Consider the following 20982-nt stretch of genomic DNA (forward strand, 5'->3'; position numbering starts at 1 on the left):
GAGAAACGCGGTAGATTTGTTAGATTTAACACAATTTCCTAATTTATTTAGATAACAATGGAGTATAGCTATGGCCTGGAATGAACCGGGTAATAATGGCAATGACAAAGATCCGTGGAATAATAAAGGCGGACGTGATCAAGGCCCACCTGATTTAGACGAGGTGTTCCGTAAGTTTAGTAACAAGTTAGGCGGCTTATTTGGCGGAAAAAAATCCGGCAATGGTAGCGGTGGTGGACTTGGCGGAGCCGGTATTTCATTTATCCTTATTATCGCCGTTATTGTATGGGCGTTAAGTGGTATTTATACGGTAAAAGAAGCTGAGCGCGGAGTGGTACTTCAATTTGGTAAATACGACCGAATTGCAGATCCAGGTTTACGCTGGAAAATGACGTTTATTGAAACTGTTATTCCTGTTGATATTGAAGCAGTTCGCTCATTATCGGCCTCGGGCTTTATGCTAACTGAAGATGAAAACGTGGTAAGCGTTGAGTTTGAAGTACAGTACCGTGTTATTGACCCATACCTATATAAGTTTAGTGTCACTAATGCTGATAACAGCTTAGAAGAAGCACTGGATAGCGCGCTTCGTTATGTGGTTGGTCATGCAAAAATGGATCAAGTACTAACGAATGGACGTGAAGTTGTTCGTCAAAATACGTGGGATGAGCTTAATAAAATCATCGAACCTTATAATTTAGGTTTAATCGTAACAGACGTTAACTTTAAAGACTCACGCCCACCAACAGAAGTTAAAGATGCTTTTGATGATGCAATTGCTGCGCAAGAAGATGAAGAACGTTTTATCCGCGAAGCCGAGGCTTATGCGCGTGAAATTGAACCACGTGCTCGTGGTCAAGTAACACGTATGACGCAAGAAGCTGAGGGTTATCAAGAACGCATTACACTTGAAGCACAAGGTGAAGTGGCACGTTTCGAAAAGCTCTTACCTGAGTATCAAGCGGCTAAGCAAGTTACTCGTGAACGTTTATACATTGACGCAATGGAAGAGGTGCTAGGTAGCAGCTCTAAAGTGTTAGTTGATGTGAAAGGCGGCAACAACATGATGTATTTACCTCTTGATAAAATCATGGACAAGCAAGGCACTGCAACTCGCGTAGCACTTCCTAGCTCAAGTGATATTCAAGACTTACGTAATAAAGTTAATACGTCACGCAATAGCTCTGTTAACAGTGGTAATGACCGCTTTAACAATGACCGCTTTAATGATGGGAGATAATCATAATGAAAAACTTTAGTTTAGTAATACTATTAGCTGCCATTGTTATGTCTTTTTCATCGGTATTTGTAGTACCTGAAGGACAAAAAGCGATTGTAATGTTATTCAGCAAGGTGCAAAAAGACAGTGACGACAAAGCGATTGTATATGGCCCAGGCCTACAATTTAAAGTGCCGTTTTTTAGCCAAGTACGCCGTATTGATGCACGTATTCAAACGCTAGATGGTACGCCAGATCGTTTTGTTACAAGCGAGAAAAAAGACTTAATTGTTGACTCGTTTGTTAAATGGCGTGTAAACGACTTTAGCGCTTTTTACTTACGTGCTCGAGGCGATAAGCAATATGCTGAAACGTTACTTAAGCAAAAAGTAAACAATGGTCTGCGTACTAACTTTGGTACTCGTACAATTCGCGAAATTGTGTCAGGTGAACGTAGTGAATTAATGGAAGAAGCATTAGTTCAAGCTTCTGAAAGCGCACGTGAACTTGGTATTGAAGTACTTGATGTTCGTGTTAAGCAAATTAACTTACCACAAGAAGTTAGTAGCTCTATTTACCAACGTATGCGCGCTGAGCGTACTGCAGTTGCAAAAGAGCATCGTTCTGAGGGTCAAGAAAAAGCCGAGACTATTCGTGCGGGTGTTGATCGTCGTGTAACGGTAATGCTTGCTGATGCAGAGCGTAATGCGCGTTCTGTACGAGGTCAAGGTGATGCTGATGCTGCTGCAATATATGCTGAAGCGTACAACAAAGATCCTGAGTTTTTTGGTTTTGTACGTTCTTTAGAGGCGTATAAAAAGACCTTTAAAGATAAGCAAGACGTTATGGTGCTTTCACCAGACAGTGACTTCTTTAAATATATGAAAGGCGCTAAAGTGCAATAAGCTTAGCCCTAATATTTAAAAAGTTATAAAGCCTCGCATTTGCGGGGCTTTTTGTTTAATGCGTTTTAGTTGTTTAAATCACTGTTATTTATGTGGTTATTAGCCTCTGTTTTACTTCTAAATATTATCCGCAGAAAAAATAAGCTGAACAGGGGTGATCTTTCGTTTGGTTTTCTGGTAAAATCTCGTCCTAATTTTCTCTAAGTGAATTTACGATGGGTAAAAACGTTGTTGTATTAGGCACCCAATGGGGTGACGAAGGTAAGGGTAAGGTTGTTGATCTCCTTACAGACAAAGCATCTTTAGTAGTTCGATATCAAGGTGGCCACAATGCGGGTCATACTTTAGTTATCGACGGTGAAAAGACAGTTCTACACCTTATTCCATCGGGTGTATTACGTGACAATGTTAAATGTGTGATTGGTAATGGTGTTGTTTTATCACCAGAAGCGCTAATGAGAGAAATTGGCATGCTAGAAGAGCGCGGCGTACCAGTACGCGAGCGTCTTTTAATAAGCGAAGCATGTCCGTTGATCCTGCCTTTCCATGTTGCATTAGATGTAGCTCGCGAAACTGCTCGTGGCGACAAGCCAATTGGTACAACTGGCCGTGGTATCGGTCCAGCATACGAAGATAAAGTGGCACGCCGTGGTTTACGCGTAGGTGACTTATTTAATCCTGAATTATTTGCAGCTAAATTAAAAGAAGTACTTGAGTACCACAACTTCACATTAGTTAACTACTACAAAGTAGACGCTGTAGATTTCCAAAAAACGTTTGATGATGCAATGGCTGTTGCAGATATCTTAAAAGCAATGGTTGTTGATGTAACTGAGCTTTTAGATCAAACACGTTTAGCAGGCGAGCACATTTTATTTGAAGGTGCACAAGGTACATTACTTGATATCGATCACGGTACTTACCCTTATGTAACGTCTTCAAATACAACTGCTGGTGGCGTTGCTACAGGTGCAGGTTTTGGTCCGTTAAACCTTGATTACGTTTTAGGTATTATTAAAGCGTACACAACACGTGTTGGCTCAGGTCCTTTCCCTACAGAGCTTTACGATGGTCTTGATAAGCAAGACCCTGTAGGTAAGCACTTAGGTGATAAAGGTCATGAGTTTGGTGCTACTACAGGTCGCCTTCGTCGCACTGGTTGGTTAGATGCAGTAGCAATGCGCCGTGCAGTTCAAATCAACAGCATCTCAGGTTTTTGTTTAACTAAGCTTGACGTTTTAGATGGCTTAGAAACACTTAAAATCTGTACTGGTTACCAGCTTGAAGATGGCACAGTTACAAACGTAACGCCATTAGCTGCCGAAGGTTACGAGAAAGTAACGCCAGTATACGAAGAAATGCCTGGTTGGTCTGAAAACACTGTTGGTGTAACAAGCCTTGAAGGTTTGCCAAAAGCAGCGATTGACTACATTAAGCGCATTGAAGAAATCACAGGTGTACCTGTTGATATTATTTCTACAGGCCCAGATCGTGTAGAAACTATGGTACTTCGCAACCCGTTTGCATAATGGCCAATGATGTAAAAAAAGCTGCTTAATGCAGCTTTTTTTGTGTCTAAAATTCACCTTGGAACGATCTTTGTATATTATTTAGTAAGTCTATTTTTGTACGTGGTGAACATGCGCCAATTTTTTAAAAGTTCAGTACTAGCTTTACCGTTAGTGTCGTTATCTTTATTTATAAATACCAATGCGTTAGCAGATGAATCTCCTGCTGCAGTACCGCTATATACTGAATCAGAGCTTATTGCACTTATAAATAAAAATACACATTTGCAGCGTGTAAAGGCAGATGATTGCCAGTTAGTGCAAGATATTGAAGCGCGAGCCAATAAAATGGCGCTGCCTTCATATCAGTTCTTATATGGCGACATGCTGGCTTATAGTGTGTGTGTTGAACGAAATGTAGAGTTAGGCGTGTATTACATGCGTAAAGCGGCTGAGCAAGGCTTAGCGGCTGCATTAGAGCAATTAGGGCGCTATTACGACACGGGTCGATTAGTGCAGCAAGATAAAGCGATGGCCATTACATATTTACGAGAGGCATCATCGCAAGGAAATTTAAAGGCGCAGCTACGTTTAGTGACGTTGTTTAACAATGGTTATGGTAGCCCGCGTGACTTTGAGGATGCTTATAGGTGGTTGTTTAATTCAATGGTGGCTGATAAAGCAACACATAAAAAAATTGAACGCGCTCTGAGCAAGTTAGCGCAAAAGATGCCAGACAGTGTTGTAGCGCGGGCTCGCATGCCAATGTAATTAAATAGAATTTTGATTAATTGAGATAAAAAGAAACCCTAGCTTTTTGAGCTAGGGTTTTGTGTTTTAAGATTAATTTAAGCGACTTAACTTTCTTCTTTAGTCTTGTTTTGTGGGTCTTTCAAAACTGACATTTTAGGAGGCTGTAATGCGACGATACGTTCGCCCTCTTGAGGCGGCTTTTCCATATTTATTGTAAATGGCCTTAGTTTTACAGGTGTATCGTCATCGCTATCTTTATCACCTTTCAATATAAATAACGGGATAGCCTCAGAATTCATTTCTTGATATTGCTCCCAGCTAAACTCTTCTGAAATACGGGTTGCACTGACTTTACCGCCTTTAGCTATAATGCTACTCAAACGTGCGTATGAGCCATCATCACCAAATAGTATCTGTCTTGATAAAAACGTGGCACTGTCTTTGTTTGCTTTAGCATGTGAGGTAGATGAGCGCAAAGAAAACACATTTTTCTCATTTAACAAATGAGAAAAATACTGAACGCCGAGTGCATTGTGATGCCTGTTAGGCGACAATGCTAATACACTTCGAATGGTGGTTAATGGTAAATAGCGCTCAGCATGCTCCGACTGCGGATTACCATAATAACAAGGTAATCCATCCATGCGCGCCATTCTACAGTTTTCCCAAGCTGGATCTGATAAGTGAACGGGTATGTTTTGCTCTTTTAAGCCTCGACCAATAGCCCGTGATACATGGTTAGCACCAATAATTAAAATAGTATTAGGTGATGGTTGGCGCACACCTAACAATTTAGCCACAGGTATGGCTGTTAAACTTTGTAATACGACAGTGATAATAATTACAGTAAATATTAACGGCACCATTTTTTCAGCATCTGCCACGCCAGCTTCCATCATACTTAACGCAAATACAGAGCCTACTGCCGCAGCAACAATACCTCTAGGGGCAATCCAAGAGAGTACCAAGCAAGACTTCATGGGCAGATCAGTTCCAAAAGTGGATATTGCAATACACAGTGGGCGCGCAATAAATAATACGACGGCTAAAAAGATGAAAACATCGCTATCAAGCATCATTAAATCAGAGAGTTGTAATCGGGCGGCAAGTAAAATAAACAGTGTCGATATTAAAATCATCGACAAATCTTCTTTAAATTCTAGTACTGAATCTATTTCCAAATCATTTTGGTTTGCCAGCCATATACCAAATACGGTGACTGCTAATAAGCCAGATTCGTGGCTTAAATAGTTTGATACAGAAAAACTAATTAGTACAAGTGCCAAAATACCAAACTTATGGAGCTCAAATGGCAGCCATTCACGGCGCATAAGTTGCGTTGTCACCCAGCCTGCTACGACACCTATACTTAGTCCAACACCCAGTGTTTTGAATAAAGCAATAATAGTGTGGCTAAGTACTTCGCCTTGGCCTACAAGCATTACCGCTTCAAATACTAAAACCGCAAATAACGCGCCTATTGGGTCAATAACAATACCTTCCCAGCGCAAAATGCGATCTATATCTTGTGTAGGGCGCATTGAATTCAGTAACGGTGCTATAACGGTAGGGCCTGTAACAACCAAAACGGCGCCTAACACTGCAGCCACACGCCAATTCAGCTCTAATAACCAATAAGCGCTGAGACTAATGATAATACAGGTAGTTAGCATTCCTATAGAACATAAATTGCGCACCACCTTGCTTATCCCTTTAAGTTCTCTGAAGTGCAAGGTGAGAGAACCTTCAAATAAAATCACCGCTACACTTAGCGACACAACAGGAAATAACAAGTCACCCAAGAGTGCATCAGGGTCTAAAACACCACTAAATGGCCCGAGTAAAAGACCAGTAAGCAATAAAAAGAGAATAGCGGGTACCCTAAACGCCCACGCTACCCATTGGGCAAGTACGGAGCAAAGTGCGATACCGGCTATATAAATTGCTGACATAGAATAAAAATTCCTTATTGATGACGTTATTTAAAAGTATAACTTTTGTTAGTTATTAATACAGGGGTATACACGCGAAAGTTTATATTTACTAATTTAATTTTAATTACTTAAGGAATTTTAGTCGGCATTCGGGTTTTTGCGAGAGGGTGACTAGCTTATTTTGTTGAGCTGTATCAATTCAATTTATTGAATTTTAATCAAAAATAACCTTCAAGGATCATTTTGTATTTACTTAGCACGAATTTTAACCTTGATTTTAAAGCATAAAATAGCGTAATATACTTCGTGTTCTAATAATTAGTTATCTAATTATGTTTATTTAATAAAAATTGCGTTGTTAATCATAACGTCATTTTTAATCATTATAATCAGTTGTTAACGACTAATCAGGCATTAGAACGCTATAAAAAATCATTTACTGAACTATTGGTATGGTTTTACTAAACACGTTTATTTAATTTTTTAAATAAACAAAGGTTTGAGTTGAACTATTACTTTCAATATTTTACCCCCATCGTGGCGGTTAAATCTCGGTCCTTTGGTCTTCACCCTATCTGTTGGTGTATCAGACTTTAGAGGCTCTATGTATGTTGTTAATAAAAAAGCCACACACAGCTTTTTACAGCGATGCATAAACAACACTTTTAAATTTTTTAATTAGTGCCGCTCAGGTTTTGAGTTGTTGCTATTTTTATATGACCTCAAATTTAAAGCTAAGGCTTTAGATATGGTTTTTGTGTGTGCGCAAAAAAGTGTTTTAAATGATTAAATAAATTCGCAGCTATGTTTATAAACGTGGCTACTAAGTTTTAGCTCACGAAAGCTGAGCACAAATAAAATGGAAAGTGGAACATTTATGCAAAAGTTAAATTGGCGACGTATCGTACTTAAAGTTGGTAGTGCTCTGATAGCACCAGATCAAGATGGCTGTCGTTCGCGCTACATATTAACCATCGCACAGTTTATTGTTCGTTGTCGTGCCCGTGGTATTGAGGTTATTTTAGTTTCGTCAGGCTCGGTGGCGGCAGGGTCGCACTTATTTCCTTCAGATAAACCTCGTTCAGTTGTTATGAAAAAGGCAATGGCGGCTGCAGGTCAAACAGAAATGATTGCTATGTGGGACCGCTTTTTTGATTTTCCTTCAGCACAATTATTATTAACACACGGCGATTTGCGTGATCGTGAGCGTTACCAAAGTATTCGAGAAACTGTTTTTACTCTGCTTGAACATGGGATCCTACCAATTATCAACGAGAATGATGCAGTCACAACGGATGATTTAAAAGTCGGTGATAATGACAACTTATCAGCCATGGTGGCAGCTGCCGCTGATGCAGACGCGCTATTAATATTTTCAGACGTTGATGGGTTGTACGATAAAAATCCTAATTTGCATGATGATGCTATTTTATTACCTGAAATTAAATCAATTGATGAGTCTATTTATGCTATGGCAGGATGTGCTACAAGTTCAGTAGGCACGGGCGGCATGAAAACAAAAATTGAGGCCGCTGAAAAAGCAACATCACATGGTATTGCTACTTATATTATTAACGGTTTTAAAGAAGAAACATTTACTCGTTTGTTAGCCGGTGACAACCCTGGAACAGTATTCTCACCATATGAAAAACCAATGCAAGATTCAGTTCACTGGATGACGCATACAGCAAATGAGCAAGGTGAAGTAGTAGTCGATGGCTCATTTGATGAGTCTCTAGAAGGTGAAAGCGGCTGTATCCGTGGTGATGAAATTATGGAAGTACATGGTGAATTTGCCGTTGGCGACACCATTTTAGTACGAAGTGAAGACGGTACGCGTTTAGCCAAAGCGACCGCAAATTATAGTAGCTGTTTGTTAAACTTTATTGCAGATAACGAGCAGAGTGAATTTAGTGAAAAAATGCAGGATTCAATTGGTCCTGTAATTTCTGAAAAAGATATCGCATTATTGGAGAAGTCATGAGTTTAATTACGGATATATCACGCCAGGCAGCAAAAGCTGCGACAACACTTGCTTTACTCGACACCGAGACTAAAAACCAAGTATTAACAGAAATGGCTCAAGCGCTACGCGCTCAAAAAGCGTTTATCATTAAAGAAAATGAAAGTGACTTGAGTGCAGCGCGTGATAATAATTTAGCAGCCTCTATGATCGACCGTCTAACTTTAAATGATGAACGTATCGAGGCAATGGCCGAAGGTATTGAGGTAATTGTGAGTTTAGATGATCCTGTTGGTCAGTTACGTGACATCACTGAGCGACCAAACGGTATTAAAATTCGCAAAATGCGCGTACCTCTAGGCGTTGTATGTATGATTTACGAAGCTCGCCCTAATGTAACAGCAGACGCGGGTGCACTTTGTTTCAAATCAGGCAATGGTGTTATTTTACGTGGTGGTAAGGAAGCACTTAAAAGCTCACAAGCCATCGCAAGTGTAATGCACAGTGTGCTTGATAAGCATAATCTACCAACTTCGCTTATTTCTGTTATTCCTGATCCTGACCGTGCTTTATTGATGGAATTAATGCAGCAACGCGAAAGCATCGATTTGATTATTCCTCGCGGCGGCGAAGGTTTAATTAACTTTGTAACTGAGAATAGCACTATTCCTGTTATTCAGCACTTTAAAGGTGTGTGTCATTTATACGTAGATAAAGATGCTGATCTAGAGATTGCACTTAACTTACTACTTAATGGTAAAACACAACGTACCGGCGTTTGTAATGCACTTGAAGGTTTAGTAGTTCACCAAGATGTTGCTGATGAATTTTTAAATTTATGTGCCGTAGTATTACGCCAAGAAGGCGTAAAAATTAATGCCGATAGCACTGCAGCAAAGTATTTTGATAATGCAACCGTACTAGCCGATAACGAATTTGGTGAAGAATACTTAGATCTTGAGATAGCTATTCGCGTCGTGCCAACTTTCAGCGCTGCAGTTGATCATATCGCTCAGTTTGGTTCTAACCATACCGAAGTAATATGTACTAAAAACGACACGACAGCAGAGCTGTTTCAACGCAGTGTTGATGCATCAGTAGTTATGGTAAATGCATCTTCTCGATTTTCAGATGGCTCTCAACTTGGCCTAGGCGCAGAGATTGGTATTGCTACCACTAAGCTGCATGCATATGGTCCTATGGGCTTAGAATCATTAACGACTGAAAAATACTTAGTTAATGGTGTCGGGCAAGTTCGCGAATAATAGCTGCGGGTTAGTCAAAAAAGCCGAGTCGTTAAACTGCTCGGCTTTTTAGTTTTACTTTAGTTTTTCTAACCAGTCATTTGCAGGCTCTGGCTTATGTAAGTAATAGCCCTGCAAAATTACTTCAGGGTACTCTTTTAATAAATCAAAATGAGATTGGTTTTCTACCCCCTCAGCAATCACTTCTAATTCAAATACACGACCTAAACTTACTATCATATCAATTATTAATTTATCGTTATTATCAGTCGGTGCATCAAAAACGAACGAGCGATCAATTTTTAGCTCTTGTATCGGCAACTGTTTTAAGTAGGTTAAGCTTGAATACCCAGTACCAAAATCATCAATTGATACGCGCACACCCAAGTTTTTAAGAAAACGTACCGCCTCAACAGCTGCTTCCATATGATTAAGTAATGTGCCTTCAATAATTTCTATTGTTAGTTGATTTGGTTGTATATTATATTTTTCAATTTCGGTTTGTATTTGAGATAAAAAGCGTGATTCGTGAAAATGCCTTCCACTTATATTTATCGAAAGACTTAAATCTCGGTGACGCTCATCTAAGCTCTCAATAAGTTTAAGTCCATTAGAGAGTACCCAGCAATCCAGGTCATAAATGATGTCCGACTCTTCAGCTACCGGAATAAATTCAGCGGGACTAATAAAGCCTTTTTGTGGGTGAGTCCACCGTAGTAAAATTTCGCCACCTTTTAGCTGCTGTTTACCATCAAATTGTGATTGTACATAAAGCGACAGCTCATTTTGTGAAATAGCTTTGCGTAAATCTTGTTCTATTTCAAATCTGCGCCTTGCTTGCTCCCCAAACGAATTATCAAAAAAAGTAACTCTGTTACCACCTTTTTCTTTTGCTTTATAACAAGCTGCCTCACAGTTCCTTATTGTTTCAATAGCGTTTTCCCATTGATCTTCACGAGGGAATATATAAGTTCCTATACTTATGGTGATACTAATCTCTTGGTCTTCAATCATGAAGGGGGCATTAATGACTCTTAATAGCTCTTGCGCTTTTCGTTCTGCTATTTCTTGTGTTCTAAGCCTTCCTACGCCCTTATCCACACTGCTTAACGCTGCAAATTCATCACTACCTAGGCGAGCTATTACATCTTTTTTATCAAGTTTTTTGTGAATTCGGTTGGCGAGCTCTTTTAATACTTTATCGCCAGCTAATAAACCTAGGCCATCGTTTATAGAATGAAAGCTATCTATATCGATAATATAAATATAGGCATAACTGTTTTCATTGGAGCAATTTTGTAATTGTTGTTCAAGCTGTTTTAAAAAGCCGTTTCTATTTGGTAAGGCTGTGAGCTCATCATGCCAAGTTAAATAGTCTATTCTTTCTTGGGTAACTTTTATGCTCGATATGTCACTAAATACACCAATAAAATGTATATTGGTATCTTGATCGCCCTTAACCATGCTTAGTGTTAAAAGTTCAGGGTATAGCTCACCGTTTTTGCGCCTTGTAACTAGTTCACCACTCCAATATCCCGCCTTATTTGCATGTTGCCATACGTTATTAAAGCTAATGCCAGGTTGGTTATTTTGTTTTAGTTTATGCAGCTGAGTGCCAAGTGCCTCCGCTTCACAAAAGCCTGTAATTCGGCAAAACGACGGGTTAACAGCAATTATTTCACCTTGAGAGTCTGTAATTACAACGCCGTCAGCTGTGCTTGTAAGTGCTTGATAAAAAAGCTTTTGTTTGGAGGATAGTTGCTTTAGCTCTTCTTCTCTTGCACTTAATTCTTGTGCTAAAGATTCTATTTCTAATAATTTATCGTGTAGGTCGAAGTTTTTTTCTATAAGCCTATCAAGCATACCTTGAGAGGTGATGTGTGTGCGAATACGAGCCCTTACTAGCGCAAGTTTGTAGGGTTTATGTATATAATCAATGGCACCTAATGCAAACCCATGCTCTTCAGAGTCTTCATTGGTCATCGCAGTAACAAAAATGATCGGGATACCTTTAGTATTCTGTCGAGATTTTAGTGTTTTGCATACCTCATAGCCGTCCATGCCAGGCATCATAATATCAAGCAAGATCAAATCAGGTTTTATCGATTCTATAAATACAAGCGCTTGCTCACCACTAGTTGCAATCCTAACATCATAATCGGTTAGCAGACCTTCAACCAGAACGTGTAGATTGTTAGGCTCATCATCAACAATTAAAACTAATGGTTTGTGTTTTTGATTATGATAATCATTGTTTTTTTCAGCCGAATACATCGCGTGCACATTCAATCCTTTTAGATATATTAACTAATATAACTTAGCTTAATTTTTTAATATTGGCTAATTAAAATCACCATTTCGATACTGAGTTATAAGTTCAATAACAAGTTGATAGTTAAATTGATTTACTGCGGATTTAAGCTGGTGTAATGGATGTGATGTTTCTAAGGTAGAGCTGTTTAAATTTTTTAATAAATCATTTGGAATCGGTTTAGCACTCACAGCTAATTCGTAAATAGCATCTATAGATTCATCAAGGTTATGAATCTCGCCCATAGGCTCTTTTTCACTTAACTGCTGTGTGAGCAAATATTGTTTAATTGCATGAAATGTGAGTATTAACTGCCCATCTAACTGTGAAAATAAAATAGGCTCCTTATTATTTATTTGCCGCTCTATTTCCTTTGCTATTAGTTCTAGCTTTTCGAGCCCTAACGTACCTGCTAAGCCTTTAAGCGCGTGTGTGTTTCTAGCCAGTTCAGCGCTGTTGTTAGCATCTAAGTGCTTTTTGAATGTAACACTAAAGCTTCTGTAATCTGCTGCAAATTGCTCCAAAAGCTTATTAATAAGTTTTCTATTCTGTTCTAAGTTCTCTAAGGCTACGGGAATATTCAGCACCATTCTATTTTTATTTGTAGTTAAATGTTTTTTTATACATTCATAAAGCGAGTCAAAAATAAGAGGTTTAGTTAAAAAATCATTCATCCCTGCATTTATCGCGGCTTTTTTATCCTCAGGAAGAACTGCGGCAGTTAATGCAACAATAGGGAGTTGCTCCTGATTCTCTCTTAGAATTCGTGTTGCTGTTATGCCGTCCATTACTGGCATTTGAATATCCATAAAAATAATATCAAAAACGTGCATTTCCACTGCTTCAATGGCCTGTTGGCCGTTTAATGCACTAAATACTTCTAAACCTAGTTTTTCTAGCATGACAGTTGTCACCTCAATATTGAGTGGGCTGTCATCAACAATCAGTGCTTTATTACCTGTAAACTGAATAAGATTTTCATGTATAACTTGTTTAGGAGAGCCATTTGGAGCTAGTAATTTTAAAAGTTCAGAATTACGGTAGCTTTTAGTTATGATATGAACATCATGTGGGATGTTACTTAAATTAGGGGTATCGGTGTCAGTTATAATCGCAATTATTTTTAGCTTTTGAGTACCTGTCTGAGCACTCTCAATAAGCTTTTGCAAAATAATACTGTTTTTAGTTTCTTCCTCGCAAAGCGTCAAAATAACAATGTCGAAAGGGGAACTTGGCTGAGAGACTTTTGCCAGCGCTCTAAGTGGCTCTTGGGTTGTCTCTGGAATTATATTTATACTAGTTAGTAGAGAAAGCAGCTGCTCTGTTTGTTCTTTATGCTGTGTAATTAACAGCGCGCGTTTTTTTAATTTGTGCTGAGGTGCAATTTCAAATGGAAGAGTAAAATAAAACTCACTTCCTTTACCTTTCTCGCTTCTTGTTTGTATTTCCCCACCTAATACCTTTGTAAATTCTTGGCTTATTGTAAGACCTAAGCCCGTTCCGCCGTACTTGCGAGTGGTTGAAGCGTCACCTTGATAGAAAGAATTAAATATTTGCTTTTGCTGTTCTGCATCCATGCCTATACCAGTGTCTTTGATACAAAAACGCAGATTAATTATGTTTTTTTGTTGTGCAATAGTTTCAATAATTAATTGAATTTTTCCATATTTAGTAAACTTAATCGCATTTCCAATGCAATTATTGATTATTTGATTTAGGTGAAAAGGGTCGCCAATAAGCTCAAGGTTAGGGTCTGCATGCAAGTTAAATTCTAAATTTAATCCCTTTTGATTAGCACTGTCTTTAAAAAGGTTTGTCGTATTTTTAATAATCGAATCGAGAGTAAAAGGGATTTTCTCTACTTTTATTTTATCTGACTCAAGTTTAGAAAAATCTAAAATATTATTTAATATATGCAGTAAATTATGAGCACTAGAGTAGGCTTTATCAGCATAATGCTGTTGTTTAGTTGCTAAATCACCGTCTCTTAATAATTGCAGCATACCTAATATACCGTTCATGGGAGTGCGTAACTCATGACTCATATTTGCTACAAAATCACTCTTCATTTTATTCGCGCTTTTGGCTTGTGAAATAGCCACCGTTAAATCTTTATTCATTGACTCCATTTGTATGTTTAAAGCTTGGGTTTCTATTAGTAACTCTTTAGTTTGTTTGTTTTTTTCATAAAGTGTATTGGCTGCTCTAATAACTGAGGCTATTTCACTTTGGTTTTGGTTACTATTATTTAATGTAATTTTCTTCTCGTTACTCATACCATTCAATAGCGTGGTTAACTGAGTAATAGGTTTAATGACAGCATTAAAAATAAAGTAGCTTGCTAAAATAATAATTATGGTAATTAAAGCAGCAAATACGTTTGCTTGATCTGTATTACTTTCTAGTTGTGAACTCAGTTTTTTTTCTGTTTCAGACAGTTTTTCATGTTCAATATTTTTTATTTGAGTGGCTAGGTAGAGTAGTTCGTTTTCTATGCCTGTTAGCACTACATTGGTTGAAAAAGTATAACTGCGAGTAAGCAAAATAAGTTGGTTGTATGCTTTTTTTAATTCATCAACTTTTGTTAAAAATGAGTGATTATCGCTGGTGATACTAGTTAACTTTGTTTGTAAGTGATTTAAATTTTGCTTCACATTTTGAGCTTCGTCAAAGTTTGGCTGGTATAAATAGCTCACTACAGCATGCTCTAGGTTACTAATTGTGAGTAAAGTATCTGCGTAGATAGTTTGCTGAGTTGCGTCTATTTGTAGTTGTTCAATTTCAAGTATTAATGATTCTATTGGCTTTTGGAATTGTTCTGAATAAAGACGCTCTCTTTTATTTCTGTTAAGTACAGTCTGATCAAAAGTTTCTTTATAATTGTGTAGGTACTCATCAAGGCGTATTAATATATTTTGATAATCAGGTGAGCGTTGTGAGATGCTATTTTTTAGTTTTCCTAAGCTTATATTGGCGTGATTGAAATACAAATTAAACTTATCAATTGTACTTTTATTTGCTTTATCTATAAAAGCAATTGCTTGGCTTTGTAGAGAAATCACCTCGTTTTCAAGTTGTGTTACGTTACCACTTTGAACTAGTGCCTGTTGCTGCGCTTTTTGCAAAGACAGCAAGGTGTTTTGTGAGTAGTTAAATAAATAGCTTTGAATGATCAGTAAACTGATTAGCACAAATAGCGCTAATGTTATTTTTGACTTTATTGAGCGAGTTAACATTATCGGCTAATTAACTCATACCATTTTTGTAAGCTGTAGTCGTAGGTAGGCATCACTGAGTTCCAAACTGCAACATTACTAAAGCGTTTAACATAGCTGCCACCGTTTCTGCTTTCTCCTGCTTTAATTGCTATATCTCCATTGGTATTTAAAAGATCGACAGGCGTTTTTTTACCATCATACCAAAAGTCCCATTCAGCTTGAGATAAAAGGCTCTTAGATCGCTCAGGGTTACTAATGTAATAACCTTGTCGAGCAATAAATGCGCCTGGCCAGCCAGAAAGCCACCAATTCATATAATCGTAAGCTGCGTCTTTAACGCTACCTTGTGTTTGTGATGATAAACACATAACCCCGTGCCAGCCCCTATAACCTTCTTTTGGCGCCGCAAAGCGAACATTAACATTTTGACTATTTAGGGCTGAAACAGCTGGGGAAAACATGCTTTCTATATGAGCTCGATTACTTTTCATAAATTCAACAGACTCAGGTACTGAGTTCCAATAGCCACTAAAGTGGCCTTGGCGTTTATAATCTAAAAGAATGCTGAATAGCCTGTCGAGCTCTGAGCGTGTCATTGAACCTATATTTTTAAATTTAATTAGCCCTTTGCTTTGGGCAGCTAAAGCAAGGTCAAACAACCCAATGGTGGGGGCATTTACTATCGCAACTTTTCCTCTGTTGGCTTCATCTAGTAACCAGCTCCAGCTCTCGGTTTCGTAAGCAATACCGGGCTTTATAAATTCAGTGTTATAGCCAAAGGAGTCAACATTATGTACATAGGGTAAAAAGCTAATGGAATCGCTTTCTTGTGCACTTAACGTACCGTCTTCTTGCACGTTAAGTAATTTATAAGGAGCATCTCCTGCGCCTATATTTGCATTTTCAGTGAGTTTACCAGTTTTCGTTAGCGAGTTTATTTCGTTAAAGTGAGATAGGCGATTTTTCGCTATTGGCTGTATAGAGCCCGCATTCCAAAGTACATTAATACTGTTAGACCATTGCTCGTATAAATCAAAAGAGCCTGGATTCATTGACGCTTTTTGTAGCACCGTTGCGCTACCTGCAGGGGAGAACTCTATATTAATACCTAAGTCGCTCATGGCTTGTTTACGAATGGCTTCTTGCAGAGTTACGTGGGTACCTAACACTCTTAAAGTTACTTTTTTTCGGGCAAATACATACGGAACATGTGTAATAGCACCTGCGGTTAGCCCTATGGTTGCTAACTTTTTTAATGAGGAGCGTTTATGCAAATCCATGTTAAGCCTAAAGTATTAATATGTTTGACATTATGTATAGCCAACAACATGCAAAGACACAAGTTAACAGCACAATATAAAAATTATAATTAATAAAAAAGAGTATAGGATTAAATAATAAAACAGACTGATATTTGAGTATTTTTAGAAAGTTACTAAAGGTATAAAAGAAGGGGTAGGAAAGTGGTGGAGCTAAGCAGGATCGAACTGCTGACCTCCTGCGTGCAAGGCAGGCGCTCTCCCAGCTGAGCTATAGCCCCACATTCCTAAATTACGTATTTCGTAACTACTTGGCTGCTGAGTTCCAAGCGGGACGAACTTTAAGTTTTTTTATAAAATTGGTCAAGTATTTTTTCGTAATTTTTCACTGTTTACACTAATTTTTGATAGACTCAGCTTAATTCAACACTAAAACGATAAAAACAATGAAAAAATCTGTTCTAGCGCTTATGGTTTTACTCGCGGGTTGCGCCACAAATGACGAGCCTCCTTTTGAAATAAATAATAAACAATTCCACGAAAAGCAAGATGAGCAAGGCAATAAGTTGTTTGCATATGTTGTGTCGGTTAAGGCAAAGCACCGCAGTAATATTAATTTAGATGATGGTGGTGGACGAGGCGGTAAAAAAAGACCTAATCGTTCGGATGTGCAGCGTTATATTGAACAAGAGCATTTTGAAGAGTCGAGTGTATTAAAACTGCAGTTAGAAGATCAAGCTGTAGAGCTTTTAAATGAAGAGCTAGCATCGCGTAACTATTGCCCAGACAAACACGAAGTGAATGAAGTGCTTTGGCGCGATTTAAGTGTGCAGCTTCGAGGGCGTTGTTTGTAACATGTTAGCGGATAAAGCAAAGCTAGCTGAAGCACTGACTCAGCTAAATATAAATTACGATGTAATAGAGCACCCGCCATTGCACACAAGTCTTGATGCAGATGCCTTTATGATAGAGCGCCCTGGTACTCGACTAAAAAATCTATTTTTACGCGATAACGAAGGGAAGCGTCACTTTTTAGTTATTACAGCGCACGATAAACAGCTCGATTTAAAAACCTTGGCTAAACAGCAAGGTTTGTCGCGATTAGGGTTTGCATCAAATGAGCGCTTAGCGCGTTACTTAAAGGTTGAGCCTGGTTGTGTGTCTATGTTGGCACTGTTTAACGACAAACAAAACAATGTTAGTTTATGGTTAGATCAGGATATTTGGTTTGGAGATTTATTTCATTGCCACCCGTTTGAAAACACTCAAACATGGTTGTTAAAAAAGCCTGATTTAGAAAGCTTTTTTAATTATACCCAGCATCAGCCACGGGTGGTTTTTTTACCATCTCGGTAAGCCCAAACAATGAGCATAAATCCACATAGGCAAATACACAATAAGCTAAACATAAACGCTGTTTGCCCATAATGCTGATACACCACTCCTGGTAATAAAGACCCAAGCGCTCCTCCACTGTAGTAAAACGATACATAGCCACCATTTGTTACACTTGGCGGAGCTTTACTTATTTTATTAACGAGTGGCGCCGCTGTAGAGTGAATAACAAACATAGCGCCACAAAATAAGGTAAACGCAATTAAAAACACCACTAGCTGCTGGCTCATTAGTAATAAAATACTGATGTTATAAAAAATAAAAATTGCAATTAATAGATGCCAAGGGGTAGAAGCTTTTTTAAGTAACCAAGGTGCTGTAATAGATGCTAGTGCGCCAATTAAGTAGCCGCTATACACTAAGCCAATATCCCGCGTATTTGTTATTTTAAAGGTTTGCTGCAAAATAAAGGGTAAATAGTTTAAAAGCGCTGCAAAACAAAAAAACATACAAAAGACTGCGCCATATACTTTTAGCACAGGCCCTTCTTTAAGTTGTTTAATGTAACCAAGAGGTGAGAGCGCCTCGCTGATAGGCGGCTTAATAAAGCGTGAGTGGTTAATGCTCAAAGCCAAAGAAATTAATGCAAAGGCAATTACATAGTAAAAACTTTGCCAATGCCATAGGTCACTAAATATAGCTGCTAATACGCGACCAAAATAACCACCTATTATGCTACTGCTTATGTATAGCGTCATGTTTTTTTGCAAGCTATCAGCGGTATAGCTCATTCCTATATAGCTGGTCATTGCGGTGAGTGCTGCGGGAAGCGTTAAGCCTTGTAAAAAGCGAACAAGCAACAGTAGCTCAAAGCTTGGCGCGTAAATAAAGAGTATGCAGCTAAAACCTAAAACAATCATGGCAATGCGAAGAATTAAAAGCGGGTTATGCTTAGCCAACACTAATCCATACACAAGTGGTGCAATAGCTAAAGGCAACATGGTTACGGTCATTAAACTGCCTGCAAGTGCAGGCAGAACATTAAATTCATTAGCAAACAAGCTAAGTAGAGGCTGCGGGGCGTAAAGCACAAAAAATATAAACACAGAGCATGCTAATAAATGAAATAGACGCATTGTGAAACTTAGAATATGGGGAGATAAGTTAATCAAAGTATATTAAAAATGGCTTATATTTCATATGTTAAATGAGCAGCATTTGCGCCAAATCATGGTTAGTAATCATTCGTATGATAGATTAATACCGATAGCACTATTATTTGTAGTCGTTGGTGATTAAAATGACCTTAATATAAGTTTTTAGTGGAATAAAGCCATGGGTTCATTACAAGACCAATTGCTGCAAGCAGGTTTAACAACTTCGCACAAAGCTAAAGTTGCTAAGTCAGAAAAACGTAAGCAACAAAAAAAGCAAAAAAAAGGGGCAACAAGTAACCCTAGCGATCTGCAAAAGCATATTCAACAAACCAAGCTTGAGCAGCAAAAAAAGGCGGAAGAACTTAACCAGTCTCGCCAAGATGAATTAAAACAGCGTGAGCAAGAGGCACGTGTTAAGCAAATTTTAGAGCATCATAACCAAGACACTATTCGTGGCGAGCGTACCTTTAATTTTACTTATCAAAATAAAGTTAAAGGTTTAGACGTAAACGAAAAAACTCAAAAAGCGTTATCGGGTGGCCGTTTAGCTATTTGTGTGCTTGAAGGACAGTTTTTTGTACTTGAAGACGAACCGGCACGTAAAGTGGCGGAAGTAGACGAAAAGTATATTGTTTTTCATGTTGAGCCTGAAAACAAGCCTAAAGATGAAGACGATCCATACGCAGACTTTGAAGTACCAGATGATATTGTTTGGTAAATCTTCTCTAAATTTTGCTTATACATAGAGCATGTTTAGGTTAATTAAGTTGTCGCTCATTTTTATTTGCTAAGGTATACAAGAGTGAGCATAAACTTATTAGTCGCGCTGTTTTGTTTGATCGTCAAGGGCGACTTGGTACGTATGCTTTTTATTTGATTGTTTACTACAATCATTGAAGAAGTTTTTCTAACCGTCAAAAAGAAGAGAAAATACAATGAGCAAGATGAAAACACTACTAGTAGGCGCGGGTATTAGTTTAGCCGCAAGTTTTTCGTTTAATGCAGCAGCTGCTGATGGCGCTGCATTATATACCGCTAAAAATTGTCAAACATGTCATGGTGCGGAAGGTAAAGCACCTATTATGGGCGCATACCCAAAACTAAACGGTCAAAACAAAGACTACTTAGTAGCGCAAATGAAAGACATTAAGTCAGGTGCGCGTAACAACGGTATGACTATGGCAATGAAAGCAATGGTTGCTACAGTAACTGATGAAGAGTTTGATGCAATTGCAGATTACCTATCTAAAGTAAAATAACTTGCAGCAATAGCTAAGCTTTAAAACAGCCACACAATAGTGTGGCTGTTTTGTTTGTGTTTGCTATAAAATTAATACTGCTTTAGACTTCTAAACATCTATTCGCATCTTGTTTTGGTGCGTCTTTTAAAAGGCTTATTATGTTTGATTTACCCCAACTCGATTTAAAAAATAAAGTATCAGAACAAGAGTGGCAACTACGTGTTGATTTAGCTGCTTGCTATAGACTGGTTGATCACTTTCGTTGGGGAGATTTAATATACACGCACTTGTCGGCTCGATTACCCGGTACCGATCATTACCTTGTAAATGCCTTTGGTTTAACGTTTGATGAAGTAACCGCGTCTAATTTAGTGAAGGTAGATTTAAACGGTAATATTATTGATGACACGCCGTTTAAGATTAACCCAGCGGGCTTTACAATACACAGTGCTATTCATGAGGTACGTGAAGATGCACATTGTGTTATTCACTTACACACCAAAGAAACAATTGCCGTTGCGACTCAAAAAAATGGCTTGTTACCGCTGAGCCAATATTCAATGTTTTCACTGCCATCACTTTCGTACCATGGCTACGAAGGGCTTGCCGTAAACGACGATGAACGCAAAGTGCTACAAAATGATTTAGGCACAACCAATCATATGCTGTTAGTAAACCATGGCGGCTTAACGGTAGGGCCCACTGTGGGTGATGCGTTTATGCGTTTTTACGATTTACAGCGTGCTTGTGAAATACAATTAGCATTGCAAGCCAGCTCACAAGAAGCTATTGAAGTGCCACAGCCAATAATCGACAATATTTATAACCAAGCTAACGTGGTGCACAGCGGTATTACAGGTGGTCAACTTGCGTGGCCAGCTATGTTGCGTAAAGCCTACCGACTTGATCCCAGTTTTGCTAATTAAGGAATTTAA

At 38.4% G+C, this 20982-nt stretch carries 16 protein-coding genes and 1 tRNA gene; 11 read left to right on the top strand and 6 right to left on the bottom strand.

Translation table 11 applies throughout. The annotated features are described in order from the left end of the window. Positions 1 to 70: 70 nt before the first annotated feature. The 4 genes from hflK to J8L71_RS00095 all read left to right on the top strand — a co-directional run bounded on the left by hflK (position 71) and on the right by J8L71_RS00095 (position 4403). On the top strand, positions 71 to 1240 hold the full coding sequence (hflK, locus tag J8L71_RS00080; RefSeq protein ID WP_210998724.1) for an FtsH protease activity modulator HflK: 1170 nt from the start codon (positions 71 to 73) through the stop codon (positions 1238 to 1240). Between the two features lie 5 nt (positions 1241 to 1245). Continuing rightward, complete coding sequence (gene hflC, locus J8L71_RS00085; protein ID WP_210998725.1) at positions 1246 to 2124, top strand: protease modulator HflC; 879 nt, start codon at positions 1246 to 1248, stop codon at positions 2122 to 2124. 215 nt (positions 2125 to 2339) lie between these two features. Further along, positions 2340 to 3653: an adenylosuccinate synthase gene (locus J8L71_RS00090; protein ID WP_210998726.1), complete on the top strand. Its 1314-nt coding sequence runs from the start codon at positions 2340 to 2342 to the stop codon at positions 3651 to 3653. A gap of 111 nt (positions 3654 to 3764) precedes the next feature. Beyond that, the gene (locus tag J8L71_RS00095; RefSeq protein ID WP_210998727.1) at positions 3765 to 4403 is read left to right on the top strand and encodes a tetratricopeptide repeat protein; all 639 of its coding nucleotides are present in this window, start codon (positions 3765 to 3767) and stop codon (positions 4401 to 4403) included. Positions 4404 to 4489: 86 nt separating this feature from the next. Here the strand turns inward: J8L71_RS00095 and J8L71_RS00100 are convergent, their stop codons facing one another. Beyond that, on the bottom strand, positions 4490 to 6337 hold the full coding sequence (locus J8L71_RS00100) for a sodium:proton antiporter (RefSeq protein WP_210998728.1): 1848 nt from the start codon (positions 6335 to 6337) through the stop codon (positions 4490 to 4492). 859 nt (positions 6338 to 7196) lie between these two features. Here J8L71_RS00100 and proB point away from each other — a divergent pair. Further along, the gene (gene proB / locus J8L71_RS00105) at positions 7197 to 8303 is read left to right on the top strand and encodes a glutamate 5-kinase (protein WP_210998729.1); all 1107 of its coding nucleotides are present in this window, start codon (positions 7197 to 7199) and stop codon (positions 8301 to 8303) included. Next, positions 8300 to 9547 (top strand): glutamate-5-semialdehyde dehydrogenase, encoded by a 1248-nt coding sequence (locus J8L71_RS00110; protein WP_210998730.1) that lies wholly within the window; start codon positions 8300 to 8302, stop codon positions 9545 to 9547. Before proB ends, J8L71_RS00110 begins: the two co-directional genes overlap by 4 nt. Positions 9548 to 9601: 54 nt before the next feature. On the opposite strand, the gene J8L71_RS00115 is transcribed toward J8L71_RS00110, so the two are convergent. The 4 genes from J8L71_RS00115 to J8L71_RS00130 form a co-directional block, all read right to left on the bottom strand. Beyond that, the gene (locus J8L71_RS00115; RefSeq protein WP_210999332.1) at positions 9602 to 11800 is read right to left on the bottom strand and encodes an EAL domain-containing protein; all 2199 of its coding nucleotides are present in this window, start codon (positions 11798 to 11800) and stop codon (positions 9602 to 9604) included. A gap of 66 nt (positions 11801 to 11866) precedes the next feature. Then, positions 11867 to 15028, bottom strand: a complete 3162-nt coding sequence (locus J8L71_RS00120; RefSeq protein WP_348771766.1) for a response regulator — start codon at positions 15026 to 15028, stop codon at positions 11867 to 11869. A gap of 44 nt (positions 15029 to 15072) precedes the next feature. Further along, entirely contained in the window at positions 15073 to 16335 is a 1263-nt protein-coding gene (locus J8L71_RS00125) for an extracellular solute-binding protein (protein ID WP_210998732.1), read from the bottom strand. A 184-nt stretch (positions 16336 to 16519) separates the two neighbouring features. After that, a tRNA-Ala gene (locus tag J8L71_RS00130) sits at positions 16520 to 16595 on the bottom strand. A gap of 165 nt (positions 16596 to 16760) precedes the next feature. Between J8L71_RS00130 and J8L71_RS00135 the strand changes: the two genes are divergently transcribed. Together J8L71_RS00135 and J8L71_RS00140 are read left to right on the top strand one after the other, a co-directional pair. Beyond that, positions 16761 to 17168, top strand: a complete 408-nt coding sequence (locus J8L71_RS00135) for a hypothetical protein (RefSeq protein WP_210998733.1) — start codon at positions 16761 to 16763, stop codon at positions 17166 to 17168. Position 17169: 1 nt separating this feature from the next. Next, positions 17170 to 17670, top strand: coding sequence for a prolyl-tRNA synthetase associated domain-containing protein (locus tag J8L71_RS00140; protein WP_210998734.1), 501 nt, complete (start codon positions 17170 to 17172; stop codon positions 17668 to 17670). On the opposite strand, the gene J8L71_RS00145 is transcribed toward J8L71_RS00140, so the two are convergent. Next, positions 17637 to 18785, bottom strand: coding sequence for an MFS transporter (locus tag J8L71_RS00145; protein WP_210998735.1), 1149 nt, complete (start codon positions 18783 to 18785; stop codon positions 17637 to 17639). The genes J8L71_RS00140 and J8L71_RS00145 overlap by 34 nt on opposite strands. Before the next feature lie 199 nt (positions 18786 to 18984). On the opposite strand from J8L71_RS00145, the gene J8L71_RS00150 reads away from it, so the two are divergent. The 3 genes from J8L71_RS00150 to J8L71_RS00160 all read left to right on the top strand — a co-directional run bounded on the left by J8L71_RS00150 (position 18985) and on the right by J8L71_RS00160 (position 20973). Then, a complete protein-coding gene (locus J8L71_RS00150) occupies positions 18985 to 19524 on the top strand; it encodes a DUF2058 domain-containing protein (RefSeq protein ID WP_210998736.1) in 540 nt (179 codons plus the stop codon). A gap of 217 nt (positions 19525 to 19741) precedes the next feature. Further along, positions 19742 to 20065: a c-type cytochrome gene (locus tag J8L71_RS00155; RefSeq protein ID WP_210998737.1), complete on the top strand. Its 324-nt coding sequence runs from the start codon at positions 19742 to 19744 to the stop codon at positions 20063 to 20065. A gap of 140 nt (positions 20066 to 20205) precedes the next feature. Continuing rightward, complete coding sequence (locus J8L71_RS00160; protein WP_210998738.1) at positions 20206 to 20973, top strand: class II aldolase/adducin family protein; 768 nt, start codon at positions 20206 to 20208, stop codon at positions 20971 to 20973. The last annotated feature ends 9 nt before the right edge of the window (positions 20974 to 20982 follow it).

The organism is Pseudoalteromonas sp. MMG007 (genome assembly GCF_018100985.1).
GTDB lineage: Bacteria > Pseudomonadota > Gammaproteobacteria > Enterobacterales > Alteromonadaceae > Pseudoalteromonas.